Annotated in this window: 15 protein-coding genes; 9 read left to right on the top strand and 6 right to left on the bottom strand. The window is 64.8% G+C overall.

Translation table 11 applies throughout. From position 1 onward, the window contains the following. Window positions 1–8 precede the first annotated feature (8 nt). Genes FIU86_RS10280 through FIU86_RS10265 form a run of 4 tightly spaced genes read left to right on the top strand, consistent with a single transcriptional unit; the run spans window position 9 to window position 5,534 of the window. A complete protein-coding gene (locus FIU86_RS10280) occupies window positions 9–1,346 on the top strand; it encodes an FMN-binding glutamate synthase family protein (protein WP_152475000.1) in 1,338 nt (445 codons plus the stop codon). Between the two features lie 43 nt (window positions 1,347–1,389). Next, window positions 1,390–2,724 (top strand): type III glutamate--ammonia ligase, encoded by a 1,335-nt coding sequence (glnT, locus tag FIU86_RS10275; protein ID WP_152474999.1) that lies wholly within the window; start codon window positions 1,390–1,392, stop codon window positions 2,722–2,724. Window positions 2,725–2,782: 58 nt separating this feature from the next. Further along, window positions 2,783–3,736 carry a TAXI family TRAP transporter solute-binding subunit gene (locus FIU86_RS10270; protein WP_152474998.1) on the top strand — a complete coding sequence of 318 codons (954 nt, stop codon included), beginning with the start codon at window positions 2,783–2,785 and terminating at the stop codon, window positions 3,734–3,736. Window positions 3,737–3,740: 4 nt separating this feature from the next. Continuing rightward, window positions 3,741–5,534: a TRAP transporter fused permease subunit gene (locus tag FIU86_RS10265; protein ID WP_254703797.1), complete on the top strand. Its 1,794-nt coding sequence runs from the start codon at window positions 3,741–3,743 to the stop codon at window positions 5,532–5,534. A 177-nt stretch (window positions 5,535–5,711) separates the two neighbouring features. Here the strand turns inward: FIU86_RS10265 and grxD are convergent, their stop codons facing one another. The 5 genes from grxD to purL form a co-directional block, all read right to left on the bottom strand. Then, window positions 5,712–6,074 carry a Grx4 family monothiol glutaredoxin gene (grxD, locus tag FIU86_RS10260; RefSeq protein ID WP_152474997.1) on the bottom strand — a complete coding sequence of 121 codons (363 nt, stop codon included), beginning with the start codon at window positions 6,072–6,074 and terminating at the stop codon, window positions 5,712–5,714. Continuing rightward, on the bottom strand, window positions 6,071–6,307 hold the full coding sequence (locus FIU86_RS10255) for a hypothetical protein (RefSeq protein WP_152474996.1): 237 nt from the start codon (window positions 6,305–6,307) through the stop codon (window positions 6,071–6,073). The genes grxD and FIU86_RS10255 overlap by 4 nt, the downstream gene beginning before the upstream one ends. A gap of 4 nt (window positions 6,308–6,311) precedes the next feature. Continuing rightward, window positions 6,312–6,554, bottom strand: a complete 243-nt coding sequence (locus FIU86_RS10250; RefSeq protein ID WP_057793905.1) for a BolA/IbaG family iron-sulfur metabolism protein — start codon at window positions 6,552–6,554, stop codon at window positions 6,312–6,314. Window positions 6,555–6,743: 189 nt separating this feature from the next. Continuing rightward, complete coding sequence (locus tag FIU86_RS10245) at window positions 6,744–7,292, bottom strand: hypothetical protein (RefSeq protein ID WP_152474995.1); 549 nt, start codon at window positions 7,290–7,292, stop codon at window positions 6,744–6,746. A gap of 221 nt (window positions 7,293–7,513) precedes the next feature. Next, the gene (gene purL / locus FIU86_RS10240) at window positions 7,514–9,679 is read right to left on the bottom strand and encodes a phosphoribosylformylglycinamidine synthase subunit PurL (RefSeq protein WP_152474994.1); all 2,166 of its coding nucleotides are present in this window, start codon (window positions 9,677–9,679) and stop codon (window positions 7,514–7,516) included. 146 nt (window positions 9,680–9,825) lie between these two features. On the opposite strand from purL, the gene FIU86_RS10235 reads away from it, so the two are divergent. Continuing rightward, complete coding sequence (locus FIU86_RS10235) at window positions 9,826–10,857, top strand: pyridoxal-phosphate dependent enzyme (RefSeq protein WP_152474993.1); 1,032 nt, start codon at window positions 9,826–9,828, stop codon at window positions 10,855–10,857. Beyond that, window positions 10,854–11,984, top strand: a complete 1,131-nt coding sequence (locus FIU86_RS10230) for a Xaa-Pro peptidase family protein (protein ID WP_152474992.1) — start codon at window positions 10,854–10,856, stop codon at window positions 11,982–11,984. The genes FIU86_RS10235 and FIU86_RS10230 overlap by 4 nt, the downstream gene beginning before the upstream one ends. Window positions 11,985–12,180: 196 nt before the next feature. On the opposite strand, the gene FIU86_RS10225 is transcribed toward FIU86_RS10230, so the two are convergent. Next, window positions 12,181–13,074, bottom strand: coding sequence for a LysR family transcriptional regulator (locus tag FIU86_RS10225; RefSeq protein ID WP_152474991.1), 894 nt, complete (start codon window positions 13,072–13,074; stop codon window positions 12,181–12,183). Between the two features lie 179 nt (window positions 13,075–13,253). Between FIU86_RS10225 and FIU86_RS10220 the strand changes: the two genes are divergently transcribed. The 3 genes from FIU86_RS10220 (at window position 13,254) to FIU86_RS10210 (ending at window position 18,484) form a co-directional block, all read left to right on the top strand. After that, on the top strand, window positions 13,254–16,673 hold the full coding sequence (locus tag FIU86_RS10220) for an indolepyruvate ferredoxin oxidoreductase family protein (RefSeq protein WP_152474990.1): 3,420 nt from the start codon (window positions 13,254–13,256) through the stop codon (window positions 16,671–16,673). 109 nt (window positions 16,674–16,782) lie between these two features. Then, the gene (locus FIU86_RS10215) at window positions 16,783–17,646 is read left to right on the top strand and encodes a lysophospholipid acyltransferase family protein (RefSeq protein ID WP_152474989.1); all 864 of its coding nucleotides are present in this window, start codon (window positions 16,783–16,785) and stop codon (window positions 17,644–17,646) included. Between the two features lie 22 nt (window positions 17,647–17,668). Next, window positions 17,669–18,484, top strand: a complete 816-nt coding sequence (locus tag FIU86_RS10210; RefSeq protein WP_152474988.1) for a glutamate racemase — start codon at window positions 17,669–17,671, stop codon at window positions 18,482–18,484. Window positions 18,485–18,539: the final 55 nt, after the last annotated feature.

Genomic DNA, 18,539 nt, shown 5'->3' with positions numbered 1-18,539 from the left:
GCCGGACCATGGCCAAGGATGACAAGACGGCACCACAGACATTGCCGAGATATTCCAATACCTTCACGCCCGATGTGAATGCGGAAATCCGGCGCGCGGCCGCCACCGGCATCTATGATATCCGCGGCGGCGGGGCCAAACGGAAGGTACCGCATTTCGACGACCTGGTGTTCCTGGGCGCGTCCATGTCGCGTTACCCGCTGGAGGGCTATCGCGAGCGCTGCGACACCAATGTCGTGCTGGGGTCGCGCTATGCCAAGAACCCGATCGAACTGAAGATCCCGATCACCATTGCGGGCATGAGTTTCGGCGCGCTGTCGGCACAGGCCAAAGAGGCGCTCGGGCGCGGGGCGTCGATGGCGGGCACATCGACCACCACGGGCGACGGTGGCATGACACCCGAAGAGCGCGGGCAGTCGAAAACACTGGTTTATCAATACCTTCCGAGCCGTTACGGCATGAACCCCAACGACCTGCGCAAGGCCGACGCCATCGAGGTGGTGGTGGGTCAGGGCGCCAAGCCCGGCGGCGGCGGGATGCTGCTGGGCCAAAAAATATCGGACCGCGTGGCCGAGATGCGCACGCTGCCAAAGGGGATCGACCAGCGCTCCGCTTGTCGTCATCCGGACTGGACGGGGCCGGATGATCTGGAGATCAAGATACTCGAGCTGCGCGAGATCACCGGCTGGGAAAAGCCCATCTATGTCAAGGTCGGCGCGGCGCGTCCGTTCTTCGACACGACGCTGGCCGTGAAGGCCGGCGCGGACGTGGTGGTGATCGACGGCATGCAGGGCGGCACGGCGGCCACGCAGGATGTCTTTATCGAACATGTCGGCATCCCGACGCTGGCGTGTATCCGCGAGGCCGTGGCCGCGCTTCAGGAACTGGGCATGCACCGCAAGGTGCAGCTGATCGTGTCAGGCGGCATCCGCACGGGCGCCGACGTCGCCAAGGCGCTGGCGCTTGGCGCCGACGCGGTCAGCATCGGCACGGCGGCCATGGTGGCCATCGGCGACAACGACCCCAAGTGGGAGACCGAGTACAACGCGCTCGGTTCCACCGCCGGGGCCTATGACGACTGGCACGAAGGCCGCGACCCTGCCGGGATTTCCACGCAGGACCCGGAATTGTCCAAGCGTCTCGATCCGGTCGAGGCCGGGCGGCGGTTGAACAATTACCTCAAGGTTCTGACGCTGGAGGCCCAGACGCTGGCCCGGGCCTGCGGCAAGAACCATGTGCACAATCTGGAGCCAGAAGATTTACAAGCCCTTACCGTGGAGGCCGCCGCCATGGCGCGGGTGCCTTTGGCCGGAACCTCTTGGATTCCCGGGCAGGGCGGTATGTAATCGCGAACAATAATTAACAACGACAAGACACGGGGAGACGACAATGGCCACGGACCTGGCGAAGTTCGCCGACAAGAATGGCGTAAAGTATTTCATGATTTCCTTCACGGACCTCTTTGGCGGACAACGCGCCAAGCTGGTGCCGGCGCAGGCGATTGCCGAGATGCAGGAGGATGGCGCAGGGTTCGCGGGCTTTGCCACGTGGCTGGACATGACACCGGCGCATCCCGACATGCTGGCCGTGCCGGACCCGGAGTCGGTCATCCAACTGCCGTGGAAACCCGAGGTGGCCTGGGTGGCCGCCAATCCGGTGATGGAAGGCGAGGACGTGGCCCAAGCGCCCCGCAACGTGCTGCGCCGTCTGATCGACGAGGCCGCGGACGAGGGCCTGCACGTCAAGACGGGCGTCGAGGCGGAGTATTTCCTGCTGACGCCGGACGGCAAAGCGCTGTCGGACGAGTTCGATACGGCCGAAAAGCCGTGCTATGACCAGCAGGCGGTGATGCGCCGCTATGACGTTGTGCGCGAGATCTGCGACTACATGCTGGATCTGGGCTGGGGCCCGTATCAGAACGACCACGAGGACGCGAACGGCCAGTTCGAGATGAACTGGGAGTTTGACGATGCGTTGGTAACCGCCGATCGGCATTCGTTCTTCAAGTTCATGACCAAGTCGGTGGCCGAAAAGCACGGCTTTCGCGCGACCTTCATGCCCAAGCCTGTCGAGGGTCTGACCGGCAACGGCGCGCATGTGCATATCTCGGTCTGGGATGCGCCGGGGGCCAAGGCCAAGACCAACGTATTCGCCACCGACACCGCCGAGGGCAGCCCGACGGCGGAGCTGGGCCTGTCGGATCGGGGCGCAAATTTCCTGGGCGGGATCATGAAGCACGCCAGCGGGATGGCGGCGATCACCAATCCGACCGTCAACAGCTACAAGCGGATCAACGCGCCGCGCACCACGTCGGGGGCCACATGGGCGCCCAACACGGTGACGTGGACCGGCAACAACCGCACCCACATGGTGCGCGTGCCGGGGCCGGGGCGGTTCGAGCTGCGGCTTGCGGATGGGGCTGCGAACCCGTACCTGTTGCAGGCCGTGGTCATCGCGGCGGGTCTCAGCGGGATCCGGTCCAAGGCCGATCCGGGCAAGCGGTACGACATCGACATGTATGCCGAGGGCCACAAGGTGCGCGGCGCACCCAAGCTGCCGCTGAACATGCTGGATGCCTTGCGTCTTTACGACAAGGACAAGGAGTTGAAGGCGATGCTGGGTGACGAGTTTTCGTCCGCGTTCCTCAAGATGAAGCGGCAGGAATGGGATTCCTACATGGCGCATTTCAGCCAGTGGGAAAAGGATCATACGCTGGATATCTGACCATTGACCCTGCCCGGGGCGCGTGTCTTGATGCGCCCTAGACAGTTGGGAGGATACGATGAAGTTGCACCTTTTTACCGCCGCCGTTCTGGCCGGCTCCATGCTGGCGCTGCCGGCGGCCGCCGAGACGCGCGTGACCTATAAGTCTGCCAAGACGGCCTCGTCCTATTACCAGATGGGCGTGCAGATCGCCGAAGCAATGCAAGAGGCCTCGGACGGTGAGATCAGCGTGACCGTCGAGGAAAGCCAAGGGTCCGTGCAGAACGTGATGGAAGTGCGGGCGCGGGGGGCTGACTATGTCTTTACCACGCCCCCGGTGCTGGTCAGCCTGGCGCAGGGCGGCAAGGCGATGTTCGAGGGCAAGGGCGACCCGGCCTTTGACGATATCCGCGCGCTTTTCCCGATCCCGTCGCTGACCATGCATTTCGTCATGTCCGAGGAGAGTGGCGCGGAGAGTTTCGCCGACCTCGAAGGCAAGACGATCCTGCTGGGCAAGGGCAGCTTTGGTGCGCGTGAGGGCGAGAAATACCTTGGCCTTTTCGGGCTGGAGGGCAAGGTCGAGATCGCGGACGTGGAGCTGTCGAACGCAGTGCCGGCGATGCAGAACGGCCAGATCGACGGGTTCGTGACTGCGGGGTCCTGGCCCGCGCCAAACGTCGTCGAGGCCGCGGCCTCGACCGGCGTGACGGTGCTGTCGATGAGCGATGACCAGATCGCCGAAACCAAGCGCACCAAGCTGGTCATTCCTGCCGGCACCTATGCGGGGCAGGACGAGGATATCGTGACGACCTCGCTGCCGGTGGCGGCCTATACGACCACCAAGATGGATGACGAGACGGCCTATCAGCTGACCAAGACCTATTGGGAGAACAAGGCCAAGCTGGGCGAGAGTGCGGCATGGTGGAACGGCGTGGACGAAGGCCTGATGGAGAATATCACCGGCCAGATTCATCCCGGCGCTGTGCAGTATTACGAAGAGGCAGGCATGGCGCTGACCGACGCTCAGAAGTGACCACGTGAGCCTGACGACCCCCGATCCCGCCGCGCAGGTCGGTCCTGCGCGGTTTTTCTGGCTTGGCCTGGCGCTGGCCTCGGTGGTGTTTCATATCGGGCTGGCGTTCTGGGGGCTGGTCCCTAACCTTGTCAGCCGTCCGATGCACCTGGTTTTCGTGCTGCCCTGGGTGCTGGTCTGGGGGCAGGCGGGGCTGATGCGCCAGAGCGGCTACGTGCTGGCCGCGCTTGGCGTGGGCGCGGCGTTGTGGGTCGTATTCAACCGCGACATGCTGGGCGACCAGTACGGGTTTCTCGAAGGGCCGGGGCAGGTGGCCATCGCCGCCGTGCTGATCCTCGTGGTGCTGGAGGCCGCGCGGCGGGCGATCGGCTGGCCGTTGCCGCTGGTGGCGGCAATTGCCTTGCTCTACGGTCTCTTCGGGCAATATATCCCCGGTCGATTTGGCCATTCGGGCACGCCGATCGAGAGCTTTCTGGGCACGCTGACCATCGCTGAAGGCGCGCTTTGGGGATCGCTGACGCAGGTGTCGGTGAACGTGGTGGCGATCTTTGTCATCTTCGGCGCGGTGCTGAACGCGGGCGAGGCGGGGCAGGGCTTCATGAACGTGGCTGCCGCCGCTGCCGGGCGATTGAGGGGCGGCGCGGCGAAGGTGTCGGTGCTGAGTTCGGCGCTGTTCGGATCCATTTCCGGCTCGGCTTCGGCCAACGTCGCCTCGACCGGAGCGGTGACGCTGCCGGCGATGGAGAAGCTGGGATACCCCAAGCGGATCGCCGGCGCGGTGGAGGCAGTCGCGTCTTCTGGCGGGCAGATCATGCCGCCACTGATGGGGGCGGGAGCCTTCGTCATGGTCGAGCTGACGGGCGTGCCCTATACCGGCATCATGGCTGCCGCCGCGCTTCCGGCGCTGCTCTATTTCTGGGCCGTGTGGGTCGGGATCGACGGCTACACGATGCGCTTCGATCTGCGGGGCATTTCCGCCGAGGACCGGCCCGTAAGGCGCGATGTGCTTGTTACCTCGGCATTTTTTCTGGTGCCGTTCCTGATCCTGCTATGGGGAATGTTCGGCATGGGCGTGACGCCGCAATACGCGGCCTGCCTGTCGATCTTTGCCGGGGCGGCGCTGTTGCTGCTGGGGTCGGACCTGCGGATAAACCTGTCGCGGGCGCTGGCGCGGGCCGAGACGGCGGTGATGACGGCGGCGCGGCAGGTGGCGCTGATCGGGGCGATCATCTTTTGCGCCTCATTGGTCATCGGCGTGCTGGGCGTCACGGGGCTGGGGGTCAAGATCACCTCGCTGATCCTGTCAGCCTCGGGCGGGATGCTGTGGCCATCGCTGCTGTTGACTGCTTTTGCCTGCTTGATCTTGGGCATGGAGGTGCCGACCACGGCGGCCTATGTGATCTGTGTCTCGGTCGCTGGGCCGGCGCTGATCGAGCTGGGTATGGCGCCGTTGCAGGCGCATCTGTTCGTCTTCTGGTACGCCCTTTTGTCGACCATCACGCCGCCCGTCTGTGGCGCGGTGTTCATCGCGGCGGGCATGATCGGAGAGAACTGGCTGCGGGTCGCGCTGACGGCAATGACGCTGGGCGTGGGGCTGTACCTGATCCCGTTGGGGCTGGTGGCGAACCCGAACCTGATGGCGTTGGCCGAGGCACCGGGAGGGGCGGTTCTGGCGGCGGTGAAGGTGGGCGCGGGGCTGGCGCTGGTCAGCCTGTCACTGGTCCTGAAGAAAGGCTGGCCGCTGCGGGTGGTGGCGTTCGCGGCGGGGCTGTTTTTGATCCTGTGGCCAATGTCTTAAAGGCGAATCGGAACTGAAAACCCACGTCGGTATCGCGTCGGTATTCGGGTGGTATCGCGGCGGTGCCATTGTCCGGAGGCCGGAATGAACAGACCGCGCGCCGTTAAGCAGTCACAAAGAAAAACGCGGCCCCCGAGCGGGGACCGCGCCTTGAATTAACCGGATCGAAAGGTCGGCTCAGGCGTTGGCTTCGCGGATCTTCTCGGCGGCGTCCTTGTCGTAGGTGACGCCGTTTTCCTCAAAGAGCGTATCGAGCTCGCCCGAGAGCGTCATCTCGGTGATGATGTCGCAGCCGCCGACGAATTCGCCCTTCACGTAGAGCTGCGGGATGGTGGGCCAGTCGGAATAGTCCTTGATGCCCTGACGGATGCCGTCATCGGACAGAACGTTCACATCCGTATACTCCACGCCCATGTAATTCAGAACGCCCGCCACGCGGGACGAAAACCCGCATTGGGGCATTGTCTTGGTGCCCTTCATGTAAAGCACCACGTCGTTCGCTTTGTTCGTTTCTTCGATTTGCGTCTTGGGATCGCTCATTTCTTGGTGTCCTTCGGTGCAAAGATTTTGGCATAGGCCTGCGGGTCGCGGGGGATTTCCCACCGCCGCACGTTGCCGCCGCCCATGCCGGATTGGTAGTCGGATTCAAGGACGTGCATCCCTTCACCCGGTTCGCTGCCGCGTTTGCCGGGGGATTTGCGCTGACCCACGATGGCGACCGCGGCGATGGCGGCGGCAACCAGGACCAGCAGGATGATCAGCGTCCAGCTCATGGGCCTAGTCCGGGGCCTTGGTGGTCAGCGCGAGGGCGTGCAGGTCGCCCGAGGGGCCGTCCATCTTGCCCTTGAGCGCGGCATAAACGGCGCGCTGCTGCTGGACGCGGTTCTTGCCCCGGAAGCTTTCGTCGATAACCTCGGCCGCGTAGTGGTTCCCGTCGCCCGCCAGATCGGTGATGGTAATCTTGGCGTCGGGGAAAGTCTCGCGGATCAGGTCCTCGATTTCCTGGACTTGCATGGGCATGTGCGCGTCTCCTTGGTGTCTGCCCCTGATGTAGAGAGGGTGGGGGCAGAGTGCAAGCGACGGACGTGTGCGCGGGGACGGCGGATGTCGGATTTTGAGTATTTAAAGAACAGTGAAAGTGGGCGTGGGGGCGTGCTTTCACTGTTCCTCTAAATACTCATATGTCATGACTGCACGGTTCGCGCCGCGTCAGAGTTCTTCGCCCTTCTTCAGAAGCTCGTCAATGAGGTCGCGCTGCAAGGCGCCGCTGTCGCCGCCGCCGAACTGCATCGCGCCGCCGGTGTAAAGCGTGCCGTAGGTCTGAACGAGGTTGACCACCTGGCCGAGGCCCGAAATCAGCTGATCCTTTTCCAGCGGGCGGAGTGGGTGGATGTAGGTGGACCAAACCATGTCCTTGGCGATGGCGTATCGGGCGTCGAGCGCGGTGTCGAAATTGGCCTGCATCATCCGTTGGAGCGTGTCGATCTGCACGTCTGCGAGATCGGACACCGGGGAGAGGGCGCGCATGCGGTCATTGTCGGGATCGGTGATGATCAGGACAGGTGTGCCGGCGATTGTCAGTTGCCAGACGCGGCCGTCGGTTTGGGCATTCTCGTCCAGCGAGTTCAGGATCGTGTCCAGCCGATCGAGAGTCATGGGCGCCTCGGCCGGGATATCCGGGTCGGGCATTTCGCTGTCCTGCGCGGCGGCCATGAGGGGCAGCGTGACGAGGGCGAGGATCAGAGGCAGGCGGAACATGAGGGGGACCTTTCGGACAATGGCGTCCGAAAGAATGGCAGGGGACGGCGGGTCCGCCAAGGTCCCCGACGCAAACGTGATAGGCCGAGAGCGGGGTGTTCTGTGCGACGCGTCCCGGACTTGATCCGGGACCGCTTGGGGGGCCGAGGCCCCGGATCAAGTCCGGGGCGGCGAAGAGGGTTGGTCCCCCGCCCTACGGTGTGGGCTGATGGGCCGGGCCGTCAGGCGAAGGTGTCGCCGAACGTGCCGCGGTAGATCGCGGCCAGTTCTTCGAGCGGAGCGCTGGAGCGGCCCATCTGGACGTCGCTACCTGTGAAGCGGCCCACGGACTGGATCGGCACGCCCGCCCGGCCCGCGGCGATCATCAGCGCCTCGGCCTGGTCGAAGTTGCAGGCCACGAGGTAGCGGGCCTGGTCCTCGCCGAAAAGCGTCGCGGTCTCGTCGCTGTCGAGGCAGATTCCGACGCCGGCCGCCTCGGCCATCTCGAAGGCGGCCAATGCGAGGCCGCCGTCAGAGAGATCGGTGCAGGCCTTGATGTATTTGGCATTGGCGCGGATGAAGTCGCCGTTGCGTTTCTCGGCGTCGAGATCGACGGGCGGCGCGTCGCCTTCGACACGGTTGTAGACCTCGGCCAGCAATGCGGATTGGCCCAGGTGGCCGTTGCTTTCCCCAACCAGCAGGGCCACGTGGCCGTCGCGGGCCTGGCCGGTGATGGCGGTTTCGGGGTCTTTGATAAGGCCTACGGCGCCGATGGTGGGGGTGGGCAGGATGGCGCTGCCGTCGGTCTCATTGTAGAGCGAGACGTTGCCGGACACGATCGGCATGTCGAGCGCCGCGACGGCCTCGCCGATGCCTTTGATTGCCATGACGAACTGGCCCATGATCGCGGGTTTTTCCGGGTTTCCGAAATTGAGGTTGTCGGTCGTCGCGAGCGGTACGGCGCCCAATGCCGTGAGGTTGCGATAGGCCTCGGCCACCGCCTGTTTGCCGCCCTCAAAAGGGTTTGCCTTGACGTAGCGGGGCGTGACGTCGGAGGTGAAGGCGAGGTGTTTGTCCGTACCGTGGACGCGGATGAGGCCGGCGCCCTGTCCGGGCGTGCGGGCGCTGTCGGCCATCACCATCGTGTCGTATTGTTCATAGACCCACTGCTTGGCGCAGTAGTTGACCGAACCGATGAGCGCCTTCAGCCCGTCGATGGGATCGACATTGGGTACGTTCGCATCGTCGAGCGCCTCGGGCGTTTCAGGTTCCTCCCAAGGGCGGTCGTAGTCCGGCGCGCTGCCCGAGAGGGTGGCGAGCGGCAGGTCGGCCATGACCTCGCCCTTGTGCATGATGAGGAAGCGGTCCTCGGCAATGGTCTCGCCGACGATGGCGAAGTCGAGGTCCCATTTCTCGAACACGGCGCGGGCCTCGGGCTCTTTTTCCGGGCGCAGGACCATGAGCATGCGTTCCTGGGATTCGGACAGCATCATCTCGTAGGCGGTCATGTTCGCCTCGCGCTGCGGCACGGCGTCGAGGTTCAGCTTAACGCCGAGGCCGCCCTTGTCACCCATTTCCACGGCGGAACAGGTGAGGCCGGCAGCGCCCATGTCCTGAATCGAGATGACGGCGCCGGTGGCCATCAGTTCCAGCGTGGCCTCCATCAGGCGTTTTTCGGTGAAGGGGTCGCCGACCTGCACGGTGGGGCGCTTTTCCTCGATGGTCTCGTCGAATTCGGCGGAGGCCATGGTGGCGCCGCCGACGCCGTCGCGGCCGGTTTTCGCGCCGAGGTAGACGACGGGCATGCCGATGCCGGAGGCGGCGGAGTAGAAGATCTTGTCGGCGTCCACGAGGCCCGCCGCGAAGGCGTTCACGAGGCAGTTGCCGTTATAGGCCGGATGGAAGCGCACTTCGCCCCCTGCGCAGGGCACGCCGAAGCAGTTGCCGTAGCCGCCGATGCCCTCGACCACGCCATGCACCAGCTGGCGGGTCTTGGGATGGGCCACCTCGCCGAAGGACAGCGAGTTCATCGACGCGATGGGGCGCGCGCCCATGGTGAAGACGTCGCGCAGGATGCCGCCGACGCCGGTGGCCGCGCCCTGATAGGGCTCGATATAGGAGGGGTGGTTGTGGCTTTCCATCTTGAAGACGACGGCCTGGCCGTCGCCGATATCGACGACGCCCGCATTCTCGCCCGGGCCGCAGATCACCTGGGGGCCTTCGGTGGGCAGGGTGCGCAGCCACTTCTTGGAGGACTTGTAGGAGCAATGCTCGTTCCACATGGCCGAGAAGATGCCAAGCTCGGTGAAGCTCGGTTCGCGGCCGATGATTTCGAGGATACGGTCGTACTCGTCGGGCTTGAGCCCGTGGGCCGCGATCAGTTCGGACGTGATGGCCGGTTCCTGCATGTGAAACATGTCCCCCAAGGTGCGGTGCAGATGGCGCCCCTATTAGGACATGAATGCAGCGGGGGGAAGGGGGTGCGGCGCGGTGTGTGCCATGGGCCTTGACGGATGCCGCGCGATGCCGTCGGGTTGTGCGAAAAGGAGTTGCCATGAAGACGATCGAGAACCCGTGGCGCGGGCAGGGGCTGGTGGATGGGGTGCTGGACGAGATCCCCGGCCCTAGCGTGGACGCCGCCGCACCCCTGGCCCTGCTGGCGCAGTGCCCGGCGCATGGGGAAACGCCGCTGGAGCGGCGCGAGGCGTTCGGCACCACGCTGTTTGTGAAGGACGAGCGCGGGCGCATGGGGCTGGGCAGCTTCAAGGCGCTTGGGGCGGCGTATGTGATTGCCCATGAGGCCGCGGCGACGGGGGCGAAGGACATGACGACTGCGCTGACGGGGCGGACCTATGTCACCGCAAGCGCGGGCAATCACGGGATGTCGGTGGCCGCCGGGGCCAAGGTCTTTGGCGCGAAGGCGGTGGTCTATATCGCCGAGACGGTGCCCGAGAGCTTTGCTGCACGGCTGCGCGACATGGGCGCGGAAGTGGTGCGGGCCGGGGCCGACTATGAATCCAGCATGAAAGCCGCCGAGCAGGCCGCGAAAGACAATGGCTGGACGCTGTTGTCCGATAGCTCTTGGCCCGGATATGTCGATCTGCCGTGGCGGCTGATGGAAGGCTACCTGGTGATGGCCAAAGAGGCCGTGCGACAGATGCCGGAGGTGCCTACGCATATCTTCCTGCAAGCCGGGGTCGGTGGGCTGGCGGGGGCCTGCGCGGCGCTTTTTCGTCAGCATTGGGGCGCGGAGCCGCGGATTGTGGTGGTGGAGCCTGAGGCCGCACCGGCGTTGCAGGCCAGCATCGAGGCGGGGCGGCCCGTCGCCACCGAAGGCCCCGTCTCGGCCATGGGGCGGCTCGACTGCAAGGAGCCGTCGCTGATTGCGCTGCGTGGTCTGTCGCGGGATGCCGACGCCTTCGTGACCCTCAGCGAGGATGAGGCGGCGGAGGTGCTACAGGAATTGAAGCTGATGGGGCTGGAGAGCACGGAATCGGGGGCGGCGGGGCTGGCCGCCGCCCGGTTGATGGGCCTTGGACCCGACGCGCGGGTGCTGTGCATCCTGAGTGAGCAAAACGACGGATGAACCGGGGGTTCGAGCGGGCGGAGTACGAGACGCGGACCGCGCGGGCGCAGGTGCTGATGGACCGGGCGGGGCTGGGCGCGCTCTTGCTGACGACCGAGGCGGATGTGCGGTATTTCACCGGCTTCCTGACGCGGTTCTGGGAAAGCCCGAGCCGTCCGTGGTTCGTGGTGGTACCCCGCGAAGGGCCGCCCAAGGCGGTGATTCCGTCGATCGGGGCGGCGCTGATGGGGCGCACATGGGTCGAGGATATCCGCACGTGGTCTGCGCCCGCGCCCGAGGATGACGGCGTGAGCCTGCTGGCGGCGACGCTGCGCGAGGTGGGCGGGCCGGTCGGCGTGCCAATGGGGTACGAGACGCATCTGCGGATGCCTTTGGACGATTTCGCGCGGGTGAAGGAGCTGGCGGGTCTGCCTTTCACAAATGATGCCGGCATCGTGGCGCGGCTGCGGGCGGTGAAATCTCCCTCCGAGATCGCCAAGATCGAAACCGCCTGCGCCATCGCGGGCCGCGCCTTTGCCCGGGTGCCCGAGATCGCGGGGGAAGGTCGCCCGCTTGCGCAGGTCTTTCGTGATTTTCAGCGCCTCTTGCTGGAGGAGGGCGCGGACTGGGTGCCCTACCTGGCCGGGGGCGCGGCGCAGGGCGGGTACGCGGACGTGATCTCGCCCGCGCCCGAGACGCCGTTGCGGGCGGGGGACGTGCTGATGCTGGACACGGGCGCGGTGCGGGACGGGTATTTCTGTGACTTCGACCGCAATTTCGCCGTGGGACATGTCGGCGCCGGCGTGGCGGAGGCGCATGCGCGACTGATCGAGGCCACGGCGGCGGCGATGGAGATCGCTCGGCCCGGTGCGCGCGCTTGCGAGCTGTGGCAGGCCATGGCCGGGATCGTCGACGCGGGCGAGACCGCGGGACGGCTGGGGCACGGTCTGGGGATGCAGCTGACCGAGGGGTTGTCGTTGACAGCGCGGGATCAGACCGTGCTGGCGCCCGGCATGGTGATCACGCTGGAGCCGGGGATCGACCGGCCCGGGGGGCTGTGCATGGTGCATGAGGAGGTGATCGTCATCACCGAAGGCGGGCCGAAGGCGCTGTCGCCCTTGGCGGGGGCCGAGATCCCGGCGATCTGACAAAAAAAGGCCGAGCAATAAGCTCGGCCATAGTCCAACAGGGAGGTATGACGTGATCGGGTTGATCACCGTCATGCCGTGCAATTAGTGCCCGTTTTTCGAGCGATCAAGAGTAAAGAGGCCGCAGTGTGTGAAAACCTGCTATGCTGTTGCCGCATGGCTGCTATTTCGGCGGCGTCCGAGGGGGTGTGGCGCCCTATTTCGCGACGTTTTTGCGATAGAGAACAATCTCTTCCTGAACGAAGTCGCGGAACGCCTTGATGCGCTGCGACTGGCGCAACTCCTCAGGGTAGGCAAGGAAGACCGGCACGTCGGATGACTGGACCTCTGGCAGGACGCGCACGATCTGGTCGAAATCCTGGCCGAGGTAGTCGGGCAGGACGCCGATTCCCAAATTGTTGAGCACGCCCTGCAGCACGCCGTAGTAGTTGTTCACCGTCAGCAGCGAGGGGATATCGTAGGTCATCAGCTCGCTGACCAGTGTCGCGCCCGCGCCGACCTGGGCCGACCGAGGGTTCTGGCAAAGGATGCGGTGCTGGCTGAGGTCTTCCATCCGTTCCGGCGTGCCGCGCTCGTCGAGGTACTTCTGGGTCGCGAAAAGGCACATGTTGATCATCATCAGCCGCTTGCGAATGAGGTCAGCCTGGCTGGGTTCCTTCATGCGGATGGCCACGTCGGCCTCGCGCATGGGTAGGTCGAGCACGCGTTCCTCGAGCATCAGGTCGATGTTGAGGTCTGGGTAGGTCGCGAAGAGCTTGGGCAGGCGGGGGGCCAGCCAGAGCGTGCCGAAGCCGATGGTGGTGGTCACGCGCAACTCGCCGAACACTTCCTCTTCGCTGTCGCGGATGCGGGCGGTGGCGGCGTCCAGACGCTTCACCATGGCGCGGGTGGCGTCGAACAGAAGCTCGCCCTGCTCGGTCAGGATCAGGCCGCGGGCGTGGCGGTGAAAGAGCGTGGCGTTGAGTGATTCTTCGAGCGCGCGAATCTGCCGCGAGACGGCCGATTGCGACAGGTGAAGCTGGTCACCGGCATGTGTGAGGCTGCCGGCATCGGCCACCGCGTGAAATATTCTCAGTTTGTCCCAATCCATCCCGCAACTTTCAATTCGATCCAATCCCCGAGCGCGCAATAGCAGAAAATCCTTTGCGGATCACAGCCGATACCGCCGAATTCGCGTGAAATTCCCGCTTAGGTCACATATATTGACCTAATATACGCCTATATTCTTAGCAATTGCGCGAGATCGCGCAAGCGCCATGGGAGGACGAGATGAGCGATCAGAAGATTTCCCTGAACGACCGGCTGGACCTGTCCAAATCGCAGATTCTGCTGAATGGCACGCAGGCCCTTGTACGGCTGATGCTGATGCAGGCCGCACGGGACCGGGCCGAGGGGCACAATACCGCCGGATACGTAACGGGCTATCGCGGCTCGCCCCTGGGCGCGGTGGATATGCAGATGGCGCGAGCGGAAAAGGTGCTGGCCGAGGCGAACGTGACCTTTCAGCCGGGGCTGAACGAGGATCTGGCGGCGACGGCCCTGTGGGGCACGCAACAGGCGCAGCTGCGCGGTGAGGGCAAGCACGATGGCGTCTTCGGCCTGTGGTACGGCAAGGGGCCGGGGGTGGACCGCTCGGGCGACGTGATGCGGCACGCCAATATGGCCGGGACCGCGCCCCTGGGCGGCGTGCTGATGGCCATGGGCGACGACCATACGGGGGAGAGTTCCACGGTTTGCCATCAGTCGGATTGGGCGCTGGTGGATGCCTACATGCCGGTGCTGTCGCCGGCGGGGGTGCAGGAGATCCTGGATTTCGGCCTCTACGGGTTCGCGCTGTCGCGTTTTGCGGGCGTCTGGGCGGGGCTGAAGACCATGAAGGACACGGTGGAGGTGACCAGCGTCGTCGATGGCAGCCTTGACCGGATGAATTTCGTGATGCCGGAGTTCGATATGCCGGATGGGGGGCTGAGCATCCGCTTGGGGGATCATTGGATCGCGCAGGAAGCGCGGATGATCGACCACAAGAGGTTCGCCGCCGAAGCCTTTGCCCATGCGAATAAAATCGACAAGCGGGTGTGGGGAAAACCCGGCGCGAAAATCGGATTCGTGGCCGCGGGCAAGAACTGGCTGGACCTAACGCATGCGCTGGACATGCTGGGGATCGACGCGGCCGAGGCCGAGCGGCTGGGGCTGACGACCTACAAGGTGGGCCAGACCTTCCCGATGGACATGAAGGGCTTTCACGACTGGGCCGAGGAACTGGACCTGATCGTGGTGGTCGAGGAAAAGCGCAAGCTGATCGAGATCCAGATCAAAGAGGCGATTTTCGACGATCGCCAAGGGCGGCGCGTCTATGGCTGGTACAAGGGCGGCGCGGGCGGCCTGCATTCCGAAGAGCTGTTCCCGACGCGCATGGCGCTGGACCCGGTGATGGTGGCCGAGAAGATCGGCACGATCCTGGTGGAGGAAGGCCGCGGTACGGACCGCGTGAAGGCCGGCCTGCAACTGATTGATGAAGCGAAGAAATCGGATAACGCCGAAGAACTGGCGGCGCGGTTGCCGTATTTCTGCGCGGGCTGTCCGCACAACACCTCGACCAAGGTGCCCGAGGGCGGGCGCGCCTATGCCGGGATCGGGTGCCACATCATGTCGCTGTGGATGGACCGCGAGACGAGTGGGTTCACCCATATGGGCGCGGAAGGGGCCAACTGGATCGGCGAGGCGCCGTTTTCCAACCGCGAGCACGTGTTCCAGAACCTCGGGGACGGGACCTACAACCATTCGGGCGTTCTGGCCATTCGCGCCGCGTTGGCTGCGGGTGTGAACATCACCTACAAGATCCTTTACAACGACGCGGTCGCCATGACCGGCGGGCAGACCAACGAGGGTGGCTTGGGGCCGGACCGGATTGCACGCGAATTGCAGTCGATGGGCGTGGAGCACATCGCTGTTGTCTATGACGAGAAGGAAGAGCCGGAGAAGTCGCATTTTCCGTCCGGCATCGGCTGGCACGAGCGGGCCGAAATGATGGAGGTTCAAGAGAAGTTTCAGGAAATCAAAGGCGTATCTGCCATTATTTACGTGCAGACCTGCGCCGCCGAGAAACGCCGCCGCCGCAAGCGCGGCACGTTTCCGGACCCGGACAAGCGCGTGTTCATCAACACCGATATCTGCGAAGGCTGCGGCGATTGCGGCGTGCAGTCGAACTGCGTGGCCATCGTGCCGAAAGAGACGGAACTGGGGCGCAAGCGAGCCATCGACCAGTCGCGCTGTAACAAGGATTTCTCGTGCCTCAAGGGGTTCTGCCCGTCCTTCGTGACGTTGGAAGGCGCCAAGATTCGGAAAGAGGCTTCGGCGGATCTGGACCTGCCGGATCTGCCGGAGCCCGCGCTGCCCAAGATCGACGGGACATATAATGTGGTGATCACCGGCGTCGGTGGCACGGGCGTCGTGACCATCGGCGCGGTGATGGCGCAGGCGGCGCAGATCGACGGCAAGGGCGCGGGCATGATGGAAATGGCAGGGCTGGCGCAGAAGGGCGGCGCGGTGCATATCCACTGCCGGCTTGCCGAGAAACCGAGCGATATCAGTGCCATCCGGGTCGCCACGGGCGAGGCGGACGCGCTGATCGGCGGTGACCTGGTGACCAGCGCCGGGGCCAAGACGCTGGGCCTGACGCGGATGGGGCGCACGGGCGGCGTGGTCAACAGCCACGAGATCATGACCGGAGATTTCACCCGCGACACCGAGTTCACGCTGCCGACCGACCAGCTTGCGCTATCGCTGAAGGCGCGGATGCAGGATGACGTGGTGCTGTTCGACGCAAGTGAGCTGGCGCGGGTGGCGATGGGCGACGCGATCTTTTCCAACATGATCATCTTTGGAGCCGCGTGGCAGAGGGGGCTTGTGCCCTTGTCCAAGGCGTCGATCGACGCCGCGATCGAGCTGAACGGCGCTGCGGTGGAGCGGAACCTGCGGGCCTTCGATATCGGGCGGTGGGCCGCGGAGCACCCCGAGGAGGCGGACCGCATGGTGACGCCGAACGTGGTGGAAAAGCCGAAGTCGCTGGAGGAGAAGATCGCGTTCCGGGCAGATCACCTTGTCGGCTATCAGGGCAAGCGGCTGGCCAAGCGGTATCGCAAGCTGGTCGATGGGATCGAGAACGGAACCGTTCGCGAGGCGGTGGCCTTGGGCTATCACAAGCTGTTGAGTTACAAGGACGAATACGAAGTCGCGCGCCTGCTGATCCAGAGCCGGAAGAAGGCCGAGGAAGAGTTCGCGGGCGATTTCGACATGACGTTTCACCTTGCCCCGCCGATCCTGAGCAAGACCGGGCCAGACGGGCGGCCGAAGAAGCGGCAATTCGGCGCGTGGATGGAAAAGCCGATGCGCCTGATGGCCAAGTTCAAGGGCTTGCGCGGCACGCCGCTGGATATTTTCGGCTATAGCGAGGAGCGGCGGATGGAACGCGCGCTGATCCGCGAGTACGAGGCCGACATGGCCGAGGTGCTGCCAAAGCTGGACGGCAAGACCCAGGACGCCATCGTGGCGCTGGCGGAATTGCCACTGCAGATCAGGGGCTTCGGGCCGGTGAAGATGGAGAACGCCCGCAAGGCGGCCAAGCAGCGCGAGCATCTTTTGCAGGTGATCCGCGAGGGTGGGCAGGACGTGGCACGGGCGGCACAGTAGGCCGCCCGGCGGGGCCTGCGCGGCCCCGTCTGCGTTACAAAAACTTCATTCACCTGTTACCCGGGCCGCGATGTAAAAACGCTGCACGCGAATCGAGATGGAAGGTGAGATGCGCCAGGAACGCCACGTGGCCCGTGACATCAGCTATGCCTACTCGGCGCAGACCCGCGGGGGCCGCGCCATGATCCGCACGATGGAAAACCTGACCGGCCGCATTCGCCTGATCAAGCGGGCGGCGGGCTATGAGCAGGAGGTCGCGGCGGGCCGTGATTTCTGGCAGGTGATGGTGGAGCGCTATGGCCTGACGCTGGACGTGGTGGGCGGGTGCCTGTCGAACATTCCGCGCACCGGGCCGCTGATCCTGATCGCGAACCATCCGTATGGTATTCTGGATGGCCTGATGATGGGGCATATCCTGAGCCAGACGCGGGGCGATTTCCGCATCCTGGCGCACAAGGTCTTTCGCAAGGCCGAGGATTTGAACCGGATCATCCTGCCGATCAGCTTTGACGAGACGAAAGAGGCCGTCGCGCTGAATATCGAGACGCGGAAGACGGCGCTGGACTATTTGCATGACGGCGGGGCCATCGGGATTTTCCCGGGCGGCACGGTCAGCACGGCGGCGAAACCCTTTGCCCAGCCGCTCGACCCCGGCTGGCGCGGGTTCACGGCGCGGATGGTGGCGAAGTCGGACGCGACGGTGGTGCCGGTGTTCTTCGAGGGGCATACCAGCCGGTTGTTTCAGCTGGCCAGCCACATGCATTACACTCTGCGCATGGGACTTCTGATCAAGGAATTCTGCAAGCGCGTGGACACAAGCGTGCAGGTCGTGGTGGGCCAGCCGATCCCGCAGGAGGAATTGCGCGCCCGGGCCAAGGACACGAAATCCATGATGGCGTTTCTGCGGCACAAGACGTATGAGCTTAGCACGCGTCCGGTGAACCCGGATGAGATTGGCTTCGAATACGACTAGGGGCGCAGTCAGCGCGAGACAGATGGCAGTTGGGATTTTCGACAGCGGGCTGGGCGGCCTGACGGTTCTGAACGCCGTGGAGGCGCGGCTGCCGGAGGTGGCGCTGGTGTATTTGGGCGACAATGCCAACGCGCCTTATGGCGTGCGTGACCCAGAGGATATTTTTGATCGTACGAAGGCCCATGTGCAGCGTCTGTGGCATGACGAGGGCTGCAACCTTGTGATCCTGGCCTGCAACACAGCCTCGGCGGCCGCGTTGCGGCGGATGCAAGAGGAAGGTGTGCCGCCGGGCAAGCGGGTTCTGGGTGTTTTTGTGCCACTGATCGAGGCGCTGACTGAGCGGCAATGGGGCGACAACTCGCCCCCGCGCGAGGTGGCGGTGAAGCACGCGGCGCTGTTCGCCACGCCCACGACCGTCAGCAGCCGGGCGTTCCAACGCGAACTTGCGTTCCGCGCCATCGGTGTGGATGTCGAGGCGCAGGCCTGCGGCGGGGTAGTGGACGCCATCGAGGACGGTGACATGATCCTGGCCGAGGCGCTGGTGCGCAGCCATGTGGATGCGCTCAAGCGCAAGATGCCCAAGCCGCAGGCCGCGGTGCTGGGCTGTACGCATTACCCGCTGGTTGAGGACGTGTTCCAGGCGGCCTTGGGGCCGGAGGTGCAGGTGTTCTCTCAGCCCAACCTGGTGGCGGCGAGCCTGGCGGATTACCTGGCGCGGCACCCGGAGATGGCCGAGGGGGGAACCGGTGTGCGGTTCCTGACCACGGGCGACCCCAAGCGCACCTCGGACCGGGCGACGCAGTTCCTGCGACGCGGGATCACGTTTCAGGCCGCCTGAGGCCAGCGCGTCGCATTGCGGGTCCGCGCATTCTTCCTTACATGACTGTTAACTG

The organism is Roseovarius sp. THAF9, from assembly GCF_009363715.1.
Taxonomy (GTDB): Bacteria; Pseudomonadota; Alphaproteobacteria; order Rhodobacterales; family Rhodobacteraceae; genus Roseovarius.
The sequence above is the reverse complement of the archived record's forward strand: the minus strand, read 5'-3'. Positions and strand labels throughout refer to the sequence as shown.